Genomic DNA, 16,908 nt, shown 5'->3' with positions numbered 1-16,908 from the left:
AGGCCTGCCTGCCGTTCGGTCCAGGGGACGCCGTTTCATGCTGCTTGTCGACATCGTCCTGCCGGGCCTCGTGCTTGGCGGCATGTATGCGCTGATCGCGCTCGGCCTGACGCTGCAATACGGCGTGGCGCGGATCATGAACCTCTCCTACGGGGAGTCGCTGGTAGCCGCCGCCTTCGGCGCGTTCTCGCTCTACAGCGGTCTCGGCCTCAGCCCGCTGGCCGCGCTGCTGCTCGCGGTTCCGGTCGCGATGGTGCTGAACTGGCTGCTCTATCGTTTCCTGCTCGAACGGCTGATGCGGCGGGGCAAGGACAGGGGCGCGCAGGAGATCGACAGCATTCTCGTCACCTTCGGCGTCCTATTCGTGATCCAGGGCGCCATGCTGGTGGCCTTCGGCGGCCAGTATTACAGCTATAGCTACCTCTCGATTCCACTGACGATCATGGGGTCGACCCTTGCGGTCAATCGCCTCGTCGCGCTGCTGTTCGCAGCGCTGGTCGGCGGCGCCGTGTATCTCGCCCTCACCCACACGCGGATCGGCACCGCCGTCCGCGCCATCGCGGTGGACGCGAATGCCGCTCGCCTTGTCGGGATCGACGTGGCAGCCCTGTCAGGACTTGCGTTTGCCTTCGGTGGTGGGCTCGTGGCCGTCGGCGGCGTACTCGTCAGCATGTTCCTCACCTTCAATGCCGCGATGGGCGTGGTCTTCACCATGAAGGCGCTGGTCGTCGTGATCATGGGCGGCGTCGGCAATGTGATGGGTGCGCTGGTGGCGGGACTGCTGCTCGGCGTGGTCGAAACGGCCGTGGCGCGGCTGGTCGACCCCGGCCTGACGCTCGCCGCCACCTACGCGCTGTTTCTCGGCGTGCTCCTGATCAGGCCGACCGGTCTGTTCGGGAGAGCCGCGTCATGACGGCGCCTGTCATGACATTGCTGTGGTGCGCCGGCCTTGCTTTGGCCGCGGCGATCATCGCCTATCCGCTCTATGCCAACGGCTACTATCTCGCGCTCGGCATCAGCGTCCTCTATTTCACGATTCTGGCGACCGCGTGGGCGATGTTCTCAGGTCCCACCCGCTACATCTCGCTCGCGACGGTCGCGTTTTTCGGCCTCGGGGCCTACACCGCCGCGGTGCTCGGCGAGACCATGCCCTGGCCCGTCGTGCTGCTGGCCGCGGCGGGCGTGGGCGCGCTCACCGCCGCCATCACCGGGCTTTCGACGCTGCGGCTATCAGGCATCTATTTCGTGATCTTCTCGTTCGGGCTGGCCGAGCTGATCCGGCAGCTCGTGATCTGGTACGAGGTCAACATCCACAAATCCGTCGGCCGGTATCTCTTCAGCGCGGTCACGCAGGACATTCTCTACTGGCAGCTCCTCGCCCTCACCGCGCTCGTCTTCCTGGCGGGATGGCTGCTCGGGCGCTCGCGCTATGGGTTGGCCCTGCGCGCCATCGGCGCTGATGAGACCGCCGCGAGCCATTCCGGCATCGACGCCACGCGGGTCAAACTCGGTGTGTTCATTCTCAGCGCGACATTCATGGCAATGACCGGCGCGATCATGGCGCCACGCTGGACCTACATCGATCCAGCAATTGCCTTCAATCCGACGATCTCGTTCCAGGTCGTGATCATGGCCTTGCTGGGTGGTGCCGGCTCGCTGTTCGGCCCCGTGCTGGGTGTCATCCCGCTGGTGCTGTTGTTCGAGGTGCTGACCGCGACGCTGCCCAACCATTTCAGCATCGTGCTCGGCATCATCTTCGTCTTCATCGTCATGGTGCTGCCCAATGGCGTGATCGGCCTGCTCGGAGCCGGACGCTGGCGCGTCCCGGCCGGAGGCGGTTCCACCGCCGCCTCCGCCCGCACAATGGATGCGCCGCTCCTTGCGGTCGATGGTGTCAGCAAGTCGTTCAGCGGGTTGCGCGCGGTCGACGGTGTCAGCTTCACGGTGGCGCAGGGTGAGATCATCGGCATCATCGGACCCAACGGGTCCGGAAAGACGACGCTGCTGAATACGCTCTCGGGCGCGCTGCGGCCCTCATCGGGCACGATCCGGCTCGGCGGCACCGTGCTCAATCGCTTGCGCGCACACCAGATCGCACGGCTCGGCCTCGCCCGCACATTCCAACTGGTTCGCGTGATGCCGGATCTGACCGTCGCCGAGAACGTCGCAGCCGCGCGGCTGTTCTCGACATCGAGCGGTTCGGACGTGACCGGAAGCGAACTGCTCGACCTGGTCGGGCTCGGCGCGATGCACGAAGCGCCCGCAGGCGATCTGACCTATATCGACCAGAAGCGCCTCGAGCTCGCCCGCGCGCTGGCGCTTCAGCCTCGCCTCGTCCTGCTCGACGAATGGCTGGCCGGTCTCAATCCCAGCGAGCTCGAGACCGGCATCGCGTTGATCGCAAAGCTGCGCGACCGTGGCCTCACCATCATCATGGTCGAGCACGTCATGGATGCGATCCGCGCGCTGTGCGGCCATTGCATCGTCATGAACGCCGGCAGCGTGATCGCGCGCGGCGCGCCGGACGAGGTTTTGGCCGATCCAAAGGTGATCGCCGCCTATCTCGGAGGCGACGATGCTTGATGTCACCGCCCTCTCCCACTTCTATGGCAAGCACCGAGCTTTGGCCGACGTCGCGCTCAACATTGCGCAAGGCGAGATCGTGGCGATCCTCGGCGCCAATGGCGCCGGCAAGTCGACCCTGCTCAAGAGCATCGCAGGTCTGGTGAAGCCCGCGCCGGGCACGACGATCCACTTCGACGGACAGAGCATCGGCGAGCTGCCGGCTCATCTGATCGTCGAGCGCGGCATTGCCCTGGTGCCTGAGGGCCGCGGCGTCTTCGGCGATCTGACGGTCGCCGAGAATTTGCAGCTCGGTGCCTATCCGGCCCGTGCGCGCGCGGGCGAAGCGGACCGGCTCACAAAAATCCTGAAACTGTTCCCGCGTCTTGCCGAGCGCATGAGCCAGGCCGTCCGCACCATGAGCGGCGGCGAGCAGCAGATGGTGGCGATCGGCCGCGCGCTGATGTCGAACCCGCAGCTCCTGCTGCTCGATGAGCCCTCGCTCGGCCTGTCACCTTTGCTCAGCCGCGAGGTGTTTCGCGCCCTCGGCCAAATTCGTGCCGACGGCGTCGGCGTGCTGCTGGTCGAGCAGAACGCGCGCGCGAGCCTCGACATCGCCGACCGCGTCTACCTGATCGAGTCCGGCCGCAACGCCGGCAGCGGACTTGCGAGCGCGATGAAGAACGATCCCGAGATCCAGCGCGCCTATCTCGGCAAGGCCCGTATCCCGTCACCTACACCAACATCACTCCCCTAACCCACGGAGAGCGCCATGAACGCAATCGACCTTCTCATTGGCGGCAAGGACCAGGCGGCGAGCAACCAGCGCACCTTCCAGCGTCATAATCCGATCTCAGGCGAGGTCGCGACAACAGTGGCGGCCGCCTCGATCGACGATGCCATGCGCGCCGCCGACGCTGCGGCGGCCGCCTTCCCGGCCTGGTCGCAGCTCGGTCCATCCGAACGCCGCAAGCGGCTCGGCGCGGCCGCCGACATCCTCGCGCGGCGCGCGGCGGAGTTCACCGCGCTGATGGTGGCCGAGACCGGCGCCACCGCGGGTTGGGCCGGTTTCAACGTGCATCTCGCCGAAGGTATGCTGCGCGAAGCCGCCGCCATGACGACGCAGATTTCCGGTGAGGTCATCCCGACCGACAAGCCCGACAATCTGGCGATGGCCTTCCGCCAGCCGGTCGGCGTCGTGCTCGGCATTGCGCCGTGGAATGCGCCTGTCATCCTCGGCGTGCGTTCGATCGCGATGCCGCTCGCCTGTGGCAACACGGTGGTGCTGAAGGCCTCCGAGATGAGTCCGGGCGTCCATCGCCTGATCGGAAGCTGCCTCACTGAGGCCGGCCTTGGCGACGGCGTCGTCAACGTCGTGACCAATGCGCCGGAGGATGCGCAGGCCGTGGTCGAGGGGCTGATCGCCCATCCCGCCATCCGCCGTGTCAATTTCACCGGTTCGACTCGGGTCGGCCGCCTCATTGCACTCGCTTGCGCCAAGCATCTCAAGCGGGCGTTGCTCGAGCTTGGCGGCAAGGCCCCGCTCATCATTCTCGACGATGCGGACCTCGATGCGGCCGTCAACGCTGCCGCGTTCGGCGCCTTCATGAACCAGGGTCAGATCTGCATGTCGACGGAGCGGATCGTCGTCGACGACAAGGTCGCAGATGCCTTCATCGCCAAGTTCGCCGCCAAAGCGAACGGACTTCCCTTCGGCGATCCCCGCAAGGGCAATGTCGTGCTCGGTTCGCTGGTCAGCGGCGCGGCCTGCGACCGCGTCCGTGGTCTGATCGACGATGCCGTTGCCAAGGGCGCGGTGCTCGCGGCGGGCGGACATGGCAGCGGCACCATCATGCCGGCGACGATCGTCGATCACGTCACGCCGGCGATGCGCATCTATGGCGAGGAAAGTTTTGGTCCCGTCGTGACCGTTGTCCGCGTCAGCGGGGTCGACGAAGCCGTGCGCGTCGCCAATGACACCGAATACGGCCTCTCGTCCGCCGTGTTCGGCCGCGACATCGCGCGGGCGCTGGCCGTTGCCAGGCGGATCGAAGCCGGCATCTGCCACGTCAATGCGCCGACCGTCCATGACGAGCCGCAGATGCCGTTCGGCGGCACCAAGGCCTCGGGCTACGGCCGTTTCGGCGGAAGAGCGGCCATCGACGAGTTCACCGAGCTGCGCTGGATCACCGTGCAGACCGGACCTCGCCATTATCCGTTCTGAACCGTGGCCTGCGCTCGCGCTGACTTGCGCCCGGCGACCATCCGACTGTTCATCGGACGGTCGTCGGCAGGCGGCCGCTGCCCGAATCTCGGCGGCAGTTCGCCTTAGCGCAGCGGCAGCAGCTCCAGCTGGCTCTGCGCCTTCTTCACGGCCGCGGCGTACCAGCTCTGGCTCGGCGCTTCCTTGGCGAAACACTTCGTGTAGGCGTCCATGGCCTGATCTTCCTTGGCCATGGCGTCCTCTGGAGTCTTCCTGGCCATCATCTGCTTCCAGACTTTTTCGCAGGCCGGGATCTCAGCCGTCTTCACGGCGTCGGTTGCGGCGAGGAAGAAGACCTTTTCGCCTTGAATCGCGACGACGTCGATTTCACGCGGCGCGCCCTTCAGGTCGCCGTTGCCGCGGACGCCGAGTACGGCGACCGCGGCACTCGCGGATGCGGGCTTCGTGACCGGCAGCTCGGCATATTTGGCGAAGGCCGAGTCCTGGATGGCTTGATAGTAGAAGCGATCCGACTTGAAGGCCGCGGCGATCTCCTGCGGCATGCCGTCTTCGCGGTGCTCGGCCAGCCAGTGCTTGAGCAGCGGGATCGTGGTCACGACGGCCTGCATCTTGTCGCCTTCGGAGGCGAAGCCGAGTCCGTCGAGATGGCCGAAGCCGGAGTCGCCCTTGAACAGCGTATCGGCATTCGACTTGCCCTCCGCCGGCAGCCCCTTGATCGTGACCGGTCCGACCAGGCCGCGCAGCACACCGGTCAGCTCGTTGAGCGCCGCATCGTGCCGCTTAAAAGTGTCGTCGCTCTCCTTGGCTTTGGAGAATTTTGCGATGTAGCGATCGCGCAGGTCGAGATAGTGCTGCTCGGGGCCGGCCGCAGAAGCGGGCGTGACGAAAACGAGCAGGCAGAGCAAGGCGAGCGATCTCATTGCATGGTCCGACTGGGAGCGATCTCCAGTCTTTGTGCCGATGCCGGGCGCGAAGGTTCATCCCGCGAAAGCCAACGGGGCCCCTACTCCGCCGGCGTGAGTTGCTGCCGGCTCAGGCGCATCGCCGCCGTCTCGCGCACCCGGACGCGGGCACGGCGCTTGCGCCACCAGATCACGACGCCGGTCACCGACAGTGCCGCCACCACGAGGCCCATGATCGAGATCAGGATCCTGCCGAACAGCCCGACGATACGGCCCGAATGCAGCGGGAATTGCGCCTGCACGAAGATGTCGGCGGCAGTGCCGACCCAGGGCAGCCGTTCGCCGATCGGGCGGCCGTCCTCGCTGTCGTAATAGAGTTGGGCCGGCCCGACGCCGCCGGCGCCGTGATCGTCGCCGGGATGGAAGAAGGCCGCGGCATAGACGCCATGGGCCGGGCCGTAATTGATCGAGCCGACCGGGACGGTCCACCGTCGCCCCTTGCCGTCAGCCGCCGCGCGCGCAGCAATGTCGTCAAACGTCACCCTGGGCTCGATGGGATCGTCGAGATTGCGGTAGGGCCGCTGCTCATAGGGCGTCGGCGTGTAGTTCGACACCATCTTCATCATCGGCGAGAACACCTCGAAATAGAGGTTCAGCGAGAACGCCGTGAAGGCGATGATGAACAGCACGCCCCAGTTCCACAGGCTGAAGGCGCGATGGATGTCGAAATTGATCCGGTAGGCGCTGCCCGATGTCTTGATGGTCCAGGCCGGTGCCCAGCGCGCCCAGAAGCCGCGTTCGAGCTGGCGCGTGACCTGGGGCGCCCGCGCGGCCTTGGCGCGCCGTCGCGAGGGGAGCGTCAGATAGAAGCCGACGAAGCAATCGATGGTCCAGATGATGGCGATCACGCCGAGCACGCGCATGCCCCAGCGATCGCTGCCCCAGAATTCGGGAATGTGCATGGTGTAGTGGAGCTTGTAGAGGAACGAGACGAAGTTTTCGCGCGTCACCGGCCACACCGCGCCCCAGTAGCGCCGGCCGAGCTCGACGCCCGTGTTGGGATCGAGGAAAACCTGATTGTAGTCCATCGCAAAGCGCTTGCCGGTCGAAGGATCGATCCGCGGCATCACGAAGAACCACAGCGAGTGCCCCTCCTCCGGCGTCATGAAGAGGTAGACGACGCGGGCGCGGGGATCGCGCTGCTCGATCATCTTCGCGAGCTCGATCGAGGGAATCGCGGGGCCTTTGCTGGTGACATCGAACAGGTGGTGGTTCAGCACTTCGTCGATCTCATGATCCCAGGAGATGATCGCGCCGGTGATGCCGGAGAAGAACAGGAATCCGGCGGTGAGAAGTCCCGCCCAGCGATGCAGCCTGCCGAATATCGCTCTCATCGTCTCGACTCTCATCAAGCGGGTCCGGCTGACATCGCCGGACCGTCCTCACTTCGAACTCACCAGCGGTAGGTCAGCTTGCCGATGGCTTTCCGCCCCTCCGCATAGAAGCAGCCGGACAGGCTGTAGCAGGTGGCGACATAGCGCGTGTCGGCGAGGTTCGTGACGTTCAGCGACAGGCGCCAATTGTCCCTGCTATAGGCGAGCAGCGCGTCCAGCACGGTGGACGATCCCACCTTGAACGTGTTGGCGTCGTCGCCCCAGGTCGCGCCGACATAGCGGATGCCGCCGCCGAACTGCAGGCCGGCCAGCGGCCCGTTCTGGAGCGTGTAGTCGCTCCACAGCGAGGCGCGGTTGAGTGGCACGGTCGGCGGCGCCTTGCCGAGATTGACGGGATCCTGCGACAGCATCGCGTCGACATAGGCGTAGGCGGCGCGCAGGTTCCAGCCGTCGGCGAGCGACATCGTGCCTTCGAGCTCGATGCCGCGCGATTTCACCTGGCCGATCTGCTCGGCGAGATAGCTCGGCGGCGCGAACGTGACAACGTTGTCGCGCGTCAGGTCGAAGGCGGCGAAGGTGAACAGTGCATTCCAGCCGAGCGGCTGGTACTTGACGCCGACCTCGTATTGGACGCCGGTTTCGGGATTGAGCATCTGCCCCGACGGACCGGTCGCGAGCACCGGGAGGAACGACTCGGAATAGCTGAAATAGGGAGCGATGCCGTTGTCGAAATTGTACATCACGGCGGCGCGGCCGGTGAAGGCCGAGGCATCTTTCGAGACCGACGTATTGGAGGTGGGGAGATTGCTGTCGACCTGCGTCGTCACGAAATCCTGGCGGCCGCCGAGCTGGAACGACAGCCGGCCGAGCTTGATCTGATCCTGCGCATAGAGGCCGACCTGCGACTGCCTGACACCGGTGTTGTCGCTCATGGCGCCGATGGTCCAGTCGTAGCTGTAGACCGGGTTGAAGACGTTGATCTCGGGCGCCGACGTCGTGACGCCAAAGGCGGTGTCGCGGAACGACGTGTTGCGATAGTCGATCCCGACCAGGGTGGCGTGGCTGAGGATGCCGGTGGTGAACTTGCCCTGGAGCTGATTATCCACCGCGAACGAGTTGATGTAGGAGTTGCTGTAGCTACCGAAACGCGCGAGCTGCCCCGCGGCCTCGTTGGTGTAGCCTCCGCCGTAAAACACCTTTTCCTCGTTGTGCTGATAGGCGTAGCGCAGGTTCTGCCGGAACGTGATGTTGTCGGTGAAATTGTGCGAGAGCAGGTAGCCGGCGGTTGCGATCTCGGTATTGAACGCGTTGAAGCTCGGAACGCCCGCAAAGAACGAGACCGGGATGGTGCGGCCGTTGTTCGGCCATACCGTGCCCGAGGCCGGCAGGAACTGAAGGCCCCACCCTGCCCGGTCCTTCTGGTAGTTGGCGAGGATCGTGATGGTGGTGTCCTCGTTCGGCTTGAACGTGACGGCGGGCGCGATGAAGACGCGGTTGTCCTTGGTGAAGTCGACCTGGGTCTCGCCGTCGCGGACGACCCCGGTCAGGCGCCACAGCACGGTGCCTTCCTTGTTGGCGGAGCCGCCCATGTCGAACTGGCCCTGATAGCGGTTGAAGCTGCCGCCAGAGATCGAGACTTCGCCGAATTGCTGCGCGGTCGGCAGCTTGGTGATGTAGTTGAGGATGCCGCCGGTGCCGCTGCCGCCGTACATCGCCGAGGATGGCCCCTTGAGAACCTCCAGGCGTTCGGCCCCGTAGGGATCGAGACCGTTGAAATGCACGTAATTGCTGGATGGAATCCTGAGGCCGTCGACGTAGAGGCCCGACATGGTCGTGTCGAAGCCGCGGATCTGGAGAGCGCCGAAGCGGGTGTCCGAGCCGCCATTGACGTCGCCGCTGACGCCTGCGGTGTAGCGCAAGGCCTCGCCGATCGAGACCGCCCCCTGGTTCCTGATCTGGTCGGTGGTGACGACCGACACCGACTGCGGCGTTTCGATCAGCGGCGTGTCGGTCTTGGTGGCAGTGCCGCTCCGTGTCGCCACGAAGCCGCGCACCGGCCCATTGGCGCGTTCACCCGTGTCGCGATTCGATGAGGCCGATTGCGTCGGCATGGCTTGCTGCGCAGGAGAACGCCGGTTGGCGCGTGCGGTCCGTGTCGTCGCGGACCGCCGCGACGAGGCCGCCGCCGCGGGTCGGGCGCGCTGCGCCGGCGCTTCCACCGAGACCGTGGGAATTTGAGTCTGCGCCTGCACGGGCGCGAAGGGAACGCAGAGAGCGAACATGCTGACGGCACCGAAGAAAAGCACCTGAAGCTGTCGAACACGCGCATTGGAGCACGAACGAAGTTGGAAGTCTGACACGTCTAGCGAGGTCCCACGCACTGCCGGCTTTGCCGGAATGATTTTTGGACTCTCGCCCTAACGCGGGGGCATTCTCAGCGCGAGAGACGCAGAGTTAGAATCTATCGAGACCGGGGAATAAATCGTGCGACCAATGCGCCCATATGCGCGTCGAGGTGCATCGCTGGCTTCTGCGAGCGCTTCGATATGGAATGCTTCTAGAGTGAGAACATTCGCCGCTTGTCCGCAACCGCCTGGAAACGGCGGGCGCGCTGCCGCGAACGAATGGCTACGGCGACAATGCGACGGCTGGGAGCCCGGCGGTTCAACCTTGCGCGGCCATCATCGTGTTGAGCGCTTTAACGCTCGGCGCAAACAGCATCGCGACTTGTCGCGCGAAGAGCTAGGCTTTGCCGGCGTGGCAGCACGGGCCGCCGGCGGCATCCTTCGGGTCGCCCGCCAGCACGCTGCGACTGTTGCGCTCCGGCGGAAGGTCGCCGGCGGCATTGGCCGAAAAGAATCCGGTCGGCTTCAGCATGAAGCCGGCATACTCGACCGGCATGATCGGAAAATCCTCGGGCTTGCAGACATGGGTGTGGCCGAAGGAGTGCCACACCACGAGATCGGTATTCTCGATGCTGCGGTTCTGCGCCGCGTAGCGCGGCAGGCCGTCGCCGCCGGCATGGACATTGGGATAATCGCCGCTGGCGTACTTCTCGTCCTTGTCGAAAGCGGTGACCCAGACGTGCTTCGTCGCAAAGCCGCCGCGCTTGCGCACGTAGCTGCCCTCCTGCGCCAGCATCAGCGGGCTTGGATTGACGACCAGCTTGTAGGCCGGCGCGTTGCCGACGGAGTTGGTCTCGTTGGGATTGCTGATCTTCCAGAACCGGCCGGTCTCCCCATTGGCAATGGCCGCCGCGTCGCGCTCGCGCGACAGCACGCGCGTGGTCGTGTCGAATGCGTTGCCGTGCGGATTGTCGTGCCCCCAGGGCCTCGGCACGAAATCGTGCTGCGTAACGGTATTGCCGCCGCCGTCGAGGTCCATGTGCAGGCGCACGTTGAAGAAATGCTGGTGCGTCGGCCCGCCGAGATTGTCGTCGACCATTCCGCCCCATTTATACGTCTCGCCGGATGGCACGGCGGCGGTCTGGATGATGCCTGTGAGCTTGGTCTCGAGCTGGATCGTGCCGTCCTGGTACAGGTACCAGTAGAAGCCGTAATCGTAATTGCCGACGGTGGCGAAGAACGAGATGACGAGCCGTCGGGACCGGCGGACCTCGAACAGGCCGTTGCGGAATTCGTAGTGCTTCCAGGCAATTCCGTAATCTTCTTCATGCATGCAGATGGCGTTCTGCATGACGAAGGGCTCGCCCTTGTTATCGGCGGCCGGCACGTCGAAATAATGGATGTTGCCGAGGCAGTCGCAGCCGAGCTCGAGCGCGTTGGCGAGCATGCCGAGCCCGTATTCACCGGCGTCGAAGGCCGACTTCCAGAAGTGGTTGGCGGTCGGATCGGCATAGGGCACCACCATCTCGGTGACGCTGGCGCGGTGGATCAGCGAGCGCTTGCGCATCCCGTCCTGGTAGGCGAGCTGATGCAGCACCAGGCCCTCGCGCGGCGTGAGGCCGACGCGAAAACTCCATTTCTGCCAGTCGACCTTCCAACCATCGACCTTGAAGCTCGCGCCCTCCGGCTGCTCGATATGCAGCGGCTTGATGTCGGTGCGCGGGTTTTTGACCTCGTGCGCGCCGTAATTCCGCTTCTTGCGCGGGATCGGCACGATCGGGTCTGCGTCCGTGAGGTCGATGACCTTGCCGCCGATCAGGTCGACGACGGCGACCACGCCCTCGATCGGATGGGCGTAGCCGTTGTCCTGCAGATGTTCGCGAAAGAAGCTGACGGCGCGCACGATACGGGCGCCGCGCTCGTACTCGAAATCAAAGAAGCCCGAGGAGAACGGATCGACCTGGACCAGCTCGATATCCTTGTCGGTCAACCCGCGCCGGTGCATCGCCGCGCGCCAGCCTGGATCGGCCTTCACCACGGCCTCGCACTTGAAGAATTCTTCCAGCATCACCGGCGGCTGCCCGTAGGGCGCCTCGCGGTTCGGAATGACCTTGCGCGCGACGATCTCGTTGCGGCCGAGATCGACGATGTGCTCGATCGCCTCGCCCGTAGTGATGTCCAGCGCGAGCGCGAAGGCGCGGCGCCCTGCTCCGCCAGCGGCCAGCTCCTGCTTGGTCGGCTCCTCCAGCCGGACCGTCGGGAAGCGGCAGTTCTCCGGCGAGGTCGCGGCGGCACGAACCAGCGTGCAGGCGGCCGTGATCTCTTCGGCTGTCAGAGGATCGAGCGGATGAGGAGCGGCCGCTTGGATCGGTGATTTGGCTTTGACGGTATCGAGCATGATGATCACCAGAGATCAGCGCGGGGCGAGATGCGCGGTGATGGCGCGGAAAGCGGCGAGCCAGCGGTGGTCGAGCGGAACGTCCATCGCCTTCGGCTGCGTCGCGAGCTTGACGATGACGGTGTCGGTGGCGGCGTCGATATAGAGCCACTGGCCGTGGATGCCGATCCCCGCGAGATCGTTGCGCGAGGGATCGATGGTGTACCATTTGCTGCGATAGCGGGCGCCCGGGAAGATGTCGGCGAGATCGCCGGCCGCCCACGCCTGTGGATCGCCGTTCTCATGGATGTCGTCGATCCACCAGCCCGGCACCACCTGCCGTCCCTCGACCACGCCGCGGCAGCGGATCATTTCGCCGAAGCGCAGCAGATCGCGCGCGGTAACGGAAAGCCCGCCGGCGATGCGGCCCATGCCGTGGCTGTCGAGCGTGAGGGAGCCATCCTCCTCGGCGCCCATCGGCTGCCAGAGATAGTCGGAGAGGATGCGATGGTAAGGCATGCCGCAGGCGCGCTCATAGACCCAGCCGAGCACTTCCGTGTTGGTCGAGACGTAGTGGAACACCTTGCCGTGCGGCTTGCCGGTCCCACGCAGCGTGGTGAGATAGGCGCGCTGATGGCCGGGCTCGACGCCGTGCGGCGGCACGTCCCAGCCCGAGGAGAAGCGATAGCGCGCGACATCGCCGGCCGGATCCTCGTAATCCTCCTCGAACTTGATGGCGACGGCCATGTCGAGCACGTTGCGGACGGTGCAGCTGCCATAGACCGAGCTCTCCAGCTCCGGCACGTAGCGCACCACCCTCGCCTCGGGATCGAGCAGGCCGCGCGCAGCCAGCACGCCGCCGAGCGTGCCGGCGATCGACTTGCTGATGGAGCAGATCAGATGCGGCGTGGTCGCGCTCATGACGTCGCCGTACCATTCGTGGATCAGCGTGCCCCGATGCATCACCAGCAGCGCATCCCCAAAAGTTTCGCGCAGCGTGGCTTCGATCGTGGTCGGCTTGCCGTCGGGCGCGGTGAAGTCGAGCTTTTGCAGCTCGCGCGGTGCGCTCGGCATCGGAGTCGGACAGGCCGAGCGGCGGACCTCGGCGGTCGGCAGCACCTCGCGGGTGTGGGTGAAGCCCCAGCGGATGGCGGGGAAGCTACGCCAGTTGCCGCGCGTCACCTGGGCTTCGGGCGCAGGTGGGCTGCCGCGCATGATGTCCGTCGGTCGCATCTCGATCCTCCGCAAGGCCATCCCGACTGCGATGTCGGAACGGCAAGGGAGAAGACTGCACACAGGCCGCATCGGGCGTTATCGAGATCCGGCAATATTTTGCTGGACAGCGGCCATGGCCGTGCCAGTCTGGCGTGGTTATTGTTAGCTCCTGGCTACCAAATTTCGACGTGATGTCATGGCCTTAAGCGCAACTCTTCCGACTCCAGACTCGGCTGCAAACCTATTTCAGGCGCGCAGTACCGACGTCGACGAGCATTGCGCCGCGCTCGGCCGCTGGCGCCTGAGCTACGACCAGATCAGCGCCGGCGCCTTCCGCGGCAGCTTCACGCAACTCTCCCTGCCCCGGCTCGAAGTCTTCCGCGAGATCACCAGCCAGCAAGTCCGCCAATACGGCCAGCTCGGAGCCGACAGTTTTGGCATCGGTTTGCCCTGGCACAGCGACGGCGAAGTCCATTGCAACGGAGCCAGTGTTGCAGGCTCCCAAGTCATCGCCAGCATCGATGCCGAGATCGACATGTGTACGCCGAAGGCCTTCGAGCTGCGCGGTGTCGTCGCCAGCGCGGTGCTGATCGCGGAGCTTGCCGCTCGCCTCGACATCGAATTGCCGCGTGCCGTCTGGCACCAGTTGCGGGTGATCGAGATGGCGGAGGCGCCGGTCGCGCGGCTGCGCGCCCATCTCGCCGCCATTCACGAGACCATCACGGCCACACCCGAACGGTTCGACGATCCGGCCGCGCGGCAGGCGCTGGAGCACGCCCTCCTCGTCGAGATCATGGACATGTTGCCGACGGCCCAGCCCAGCGATCCCGGCCGAAGCGCCACGGCGCGTAAGCGCACGGTGGATCGCGCCCGTGAGCTGATGCACGGCAGCGGCGATCGCTCGCTGTCGCTGCTGGAGGTCTGCAAGGCGGTCGGCGCGAGCCCGCGCAAGCTCGGCTATTGCTTCCGTGAAGTCGTGGGTACGAGCCCGATGCACTATTGGCGCGCGATGCGGCTGAACCGGGTGCGCCGGGATCTGAGGCGCGCCGGCGGCGCCGAAACCTCGGTCTACGACGTCGCTGTGCAACACGGCTTCTGGCACTTCAGCCAGTTCTCGCTCGACTACAAGCGCCACTTCTCCGAGCTCCCCTCGGTGACGCTACGGCGCGCCAGGCTCGCTGCCTGACGCGCTTGCTGCCTTACCAGGTCGCCAGATAGGTGCCCTTGAAGCGCGTCTCAAGAAACGCCTTCACGGGATCGGAGTGATAGACCTCGATCAGCTGCTTCACCCACGGCTTGTCCTTGTCCTCCTCGCGGACGGCGAGGATGTTGACCCAGGGACCATCGGGGTTCTCGCGCGCGATCGCATCGGTCGCCGGATTGAGGCCGGCCTGCACGGCGTAATTGTTGTTGATCGAGACGACGTCAACGTCCTGCAGCGCGCGCGGAAGCTGGGCGGCATCGAGCTCGACGAAGCGCAGCTTCTTCGGGTTGTCGGTGATGTCGGCAATGGTCGAAGAGACGTTGTTCGGGTCCTTCAGCTTGATCACGCCGTGCAGCGCCAGGATCATCAGGCCGCGGGCGCCGTTGGAGGGATCGTTGGCAATCGCAACGCGGGCGCCTTCCGGCAGATCGGCGAGCTTCTTGTACTTCTGCGAATAGACGCCCTGCGGCGAGCCGATCGTGTTCGCGACCTTGACGATCTTCCAGCCGGTCTTGGAGATCTGGTTCTTCAAGTACGGCTCGTGCTGGAACGAGTTCGCCTCGAGGTCTTTCAGCGCCAGCGCCTGGTTCGGTATCACGTAGTCGGTGAACTCGACCACCTTGATGTCGAGGCCGCGCTCGGCGCCGACCTTCTTCACCACGTCCAGGATCTCTGCATGGGGGCCGGCGGTGACGCCGACGCGGATGGTTTCGGCCTGAGCGGTGGTCGCAAGCAAGGCTGCAGCCGCAAGGGTTGCGAGAAAACGCATTGAAGTCTCCAGTTTCAGAAAATGTGTATCAGCGCTGCCGCAGCCGGCGGTTGACCCGGCGTGCGAGATAATCGCCCGCGCTCTGCACGAGCTGGACCAGTGCGATCAGCACGACCACGACGGCGAGCATCATCTCCGGCATGAAGCGCTGATAGCCGTAGCGGATGCCGAGATCGCCGAGCCCGCCGCCGCCGACGGCACCGACCATGGCGGAGTAGCCGAGCAGGCTGACCACCGCGAGCGTCAGCGCCAGCAGAAGTCCCGGCAACGCCTCGGGGATCAGCACCTTGAGCACGATCTGGATCGGCGAGGCCCCGAACGAGGACGCGGTTTCGATCAGGCCGCCATCGACCTCGCGGATCGCGGCCTCGACTAGACGCGCGATGAACGGCGTCGATGCGATGACCAGCGGCACGATCGCCGCGGTCGATCCGATCGAAGTGCCGGCAATGAGCCGCGTAAACGGGATGATGGCGACGACCAGGATGATGAAGGGCGTGGAGCGCGTTGCATTGACGACGATGCCGAGCACGCGATTGACGGCGGGGGCCGAAAACAGCTCCCCTTTCCGGCTGGTCGCGAGAAAGACGCCGAGCGGCAGGCCGAAGGCGGTGCCGAGCAGCGCCGCGATGCCCACCATGTAGAGGCTTTCGCCGGTGGCCTGGACGATCAGGTTGATGAGTTCAGGCGACATAGCCGAGACGCTCCGCCGAGAATTGATATTGAGAGAGCCAGGCCAGCGTCCGCGTCACCGCGTCCTCACCACCGGAAATACCGAGAGGAATACCGAGGGTCAGCGAGCCCACATGCTGGCCGCCGATCTCGTCGATGCGGGCCGACAGCAGCGAGACGTCGAGACTGAGATCGCGGGCGAGCCGCGCCACCAGCGTGTCGCCGGCCCCTGCCCCGCGCACCTGGACGCGGATCACCGCCTGCCAGCCCGCGGACGGCTGCGCCACGATCCGGCTCGCAAGCGACACGGGCAGGCTGTCGCCGATCACTTCGGCGAGGAAGGACTGCGTGATCGGATGTTTTGGGTGGGTGAAGATGTCGGCGACATGGCCGCTCTCGACGACGTGGCCGGCGTCGAGCACCACGACCTCCTTGGCGAGCTGGCGCACCACGGACATTTCGTGGGTGATCAGCACGATGGTCACTCCGAGCTCGCCGTTGATGTTGGCGAGCAGATCGAGGATCGCGCGCGTGGTTTGCGGATCGAGCGCCGAGGTCGCCTCGTCCGACAGCAGCACGCTCGGCCGCGTCGCCAGCGCACGGGCAATGCCGACGCGCTGCTTCTGGCCGCCCGAGAGTTCGGAAGGATAACGGTCATGCTTGTCGGCGATGCCGACCAGCGCCAGCAGTTCGGCGACGCGGGCCTTGATGTCGGCCTTGGCCCAGCCGGCGATCTCCAGCGGCAGCGCGATGTTGTCGGCCGCCGTACGCGACGACAGCAGGTTGAAATGCTGGAAGATCATCCCGATCGAGCGCTGCGCCAGCCGCAATTCGCGGCCTGCCAGCGCAGAGATATCGCTGTTATCGACGATCACGCGGCCAGTGGTCGGCTTCTCCAGCCCGTTGATCAGCCGGACCAGGCTCGACTTGCCGGCGCCCGAGCGGCCGATGACGCCGGTGATCGAGCCGCGCGCAATCGCGAAGTCGATGTCTTGCAGGGCGTTGACGCCGGGCTTGCCGCGATAGGCCGGATAGATCTTCGAGATGCCCTCGAAACGCACCATCGCGTCAGCGATCTCGGCGGCAGGTGAAATCGCTTCAAGCGTTTCGATCTTCTGTCCGATTGCGAGCGATTGGTGGGCGTTCATGGAGGCGGCCTTCATGCACAACAGTTCCTGCTGCCCCCGTGGGGCATGCGGGAACCGGTCGCGTCAAGCGACTGAGAGTGAAATCGCGGCGAGGGT

General features: G+C 65.4%; 13 protein-coding genes. 5 read left to right on the top strand and 8 right to left on the bottom strand.

What is annotated here, in order from left to right:
• Positions 1 to 37: 37 nt before the first annotated feature.
• The 4 genes from ACKWRH_RS22270 to ACKWRH_RS22255 are packed head-to-tail and all read left to right on the top strand — an operon-like array spanning position 38 to position 4,786.
• Positions 38 to 913 carry a branched-chain amino acid ABC transporter permease gene (locus ACKWRH_RS22270; RefSeq protein WP_445215260.1) on the top strand — a complete coding sequence of 292 codons (876 nt, stop codon included), beginning with the start codon at positions 38 to 40 and terminating at the stop codon, positions 911 to 913.
• Positions 910 to 2,583, top strand: a complete 1,674-nt coding sequence (locus tag ACKWRH_RS22265; RefSeq protein WP_445215259.1) for a branched-chain amino acid ABC transporter ATP-binding protein/permease — start codon at positions 910 to 912, stop codon at positions 2,581 to 2,583. Before ACKWRH_RS22270 ends, ACKWRH_RS22265 begins: the two co-directional genes overlap by 4 nt.
• A complete protein-coding gene (locus tag ACKWRH_RS22260) occupies positions 2,576 to 3,319 on the top strand; it encodes an ABC transporter ATP-binding protein (RefSeq protein ID WP_445215258.1) in 744 nt (247 codons plus the stop codon). Before ACKWRH_RS22265 ends, ACKWRH_RS22260 begins: the two co-directional genes overlap by 8 nt.
• A 15-nt stretch (positions 3,320 to 3,334) precedes the next feature.
• Positions 3,335 to 4,786, top strand: a complete 1,452-nt coding sequence (locus tag ACKWRH_RS22255) for an aldehyde dehydrogenase (protein WP_445215257.1) — start codon at positions 3,335 to 3,337, stop codon at positions 4,784 to 4,786.
• A gap of 104 nt (positions 4,787 to 4,890) precedes the next feature.
• Here ACKWRH_RS22255 and ACKWRH_RS22250 read toward each other — a convergent pair whose 3' ends face one another.
• The 5 genes from ACKWRH_RS22250 to ACKWRH_RS22230 form a co-directional block, all read right to left on the bottom strand.
• Complete coding sequence (locus ACKWRH_RS22250; RefSeq protein WP_445215256.1) at positions 4,891 to 5,706, bottom strand: hypothetical protein; 816 nt, start codon at positions 5,704 to 5,706, stop codon at positions 4,891 to 4,893.
• Positions 5,707 to 5,789: 83 nt separating this feature from the next.
• Positions 5,790 to 7,082, bottom strand: coding sequence for a siderophore utilization protein FsrB (fsrB, locus tag ACKWRH_RS22245; RefSeq protein ID WP_445215255.1), 1,293 nt, complete (start codon positions 7,080 to 7,082; stop codon positions 5,790 to 5,792).
• A 59-nt stretch (positions 7,083 to 7,141) separates the two neighbouring features.
• Positions 7,142 to 9,136, bottom strand: coding sequence for a TonB-dependent siderophore receptor (locus ACKWRH_RS22240; RefSeq protein ID WP_445222454.1), 1,995 nt, complete (start codon positions 9,134 to 9,136; stop codon positions 7,142 to 7,144).
• Positions 9,137 to 9,824: 688 nt separating this feature from the next.
• Entirely contained in the window at positions 9,825 to 11,825 is a 2,001-nt protein-coding gene (locus ACKWRH_RS22235; RefSeq protein ID WP_445215254.1) for a primary-amine oxidase, read from the bottom strand.
• Between the two features lie 15 nt (positions 11,826 to 11,840).
• Positions 11,841 to 13,037 (bottom strand): serine hydrolase domain-containing protein, encoded by a 1,197-nt coding sequence (locus ACKWRH_RS22230; protein ID WP_445215253.1) that lies wholly within the window; start codon positions 13,035 to 13,037, stop codon positions 11,841 to 11,843.
• A gap of 178 nt (positions 13,038 to 13,215) precedes the next feature.
• On the opposite strand from ACKWRH_RS22230, the gene ACKWRH_RS22225 reads away from it, so the two are divergent.
• Positions 13,216 to 14,205 (top strand): helix-turn-helix domain-containing protein, encoded by a 990-nt coding sequence (locus ACKWRH_RS22225; RefSeq protein WP_445215252.1) that lies wholly within the window; start codon positions 13,216 to 13,218, stop codon positions 14,203 to 14,205.
• 13 nt (positions 14,206 to 14,218) lie between these two features.
• Here ACKWRH_RS22225 and ACKWRH_RS22220 read toward each other — a convergent pair whose 3' ends face one another.
• From ACKWRH_RS22220 to ACKWRH_RS22210, 3 genes are read right to left on the bottom strand one after another with little or no spacing between them, the layout of a single operon-like run.
• On the bottom strand, positions 14,219 to 14,992 hold the full coding sequence (locus ACKWRH_RS22220; RefSeq protein ID WP_445215251.1) for a MetQ/NlpA family ABC transporter substrate-binding protein: 774 nt from the start codon (positions 14,990 to 14,992) through the stop codon (positions 14,219 to 14,221).
• A 28-nt stretch (positions 14,993 to 15,020) separates the two neighbouring features.
• Positions 15,021 to 15,686 (bottom strand): methionine ABC transporter permease, encoded by a 666-nt coding sequence (locus tag ACKWRH_RS22215; protein WP_445215250.1) that lies wholly within the window; start codon positions 15,684 to 15,686, stop codon positions 15,021 to 15,023.
• Positions 15,676 to 16,827: a methionine ABC transporter ATP-binding protein gene (locus ACKWRH_RS22210; RefSeq protein ID WP_445215249.1), complete on the bottom strand. Its 1,152-nt coding sequence runs from the start codon at positions 16,825 to 16,827 to the stop codon at positions 15,676 to 15,678. Before ACKWRH_RS22210 ends, ACKWRH_RS22215 begins: the two co-directional genes overlap by 11 nt.
• Positions 16,828 to 16,908: the final 81 nt, after the last annotated feature.

This window comes from Bradyrhizobium sp. Pa8, assembly GCF_052588265.1.
Note: the sequence above shows the minus strand (reverse complement) of the source record. Positions and strands in the feature narration are given on the sequence as shown.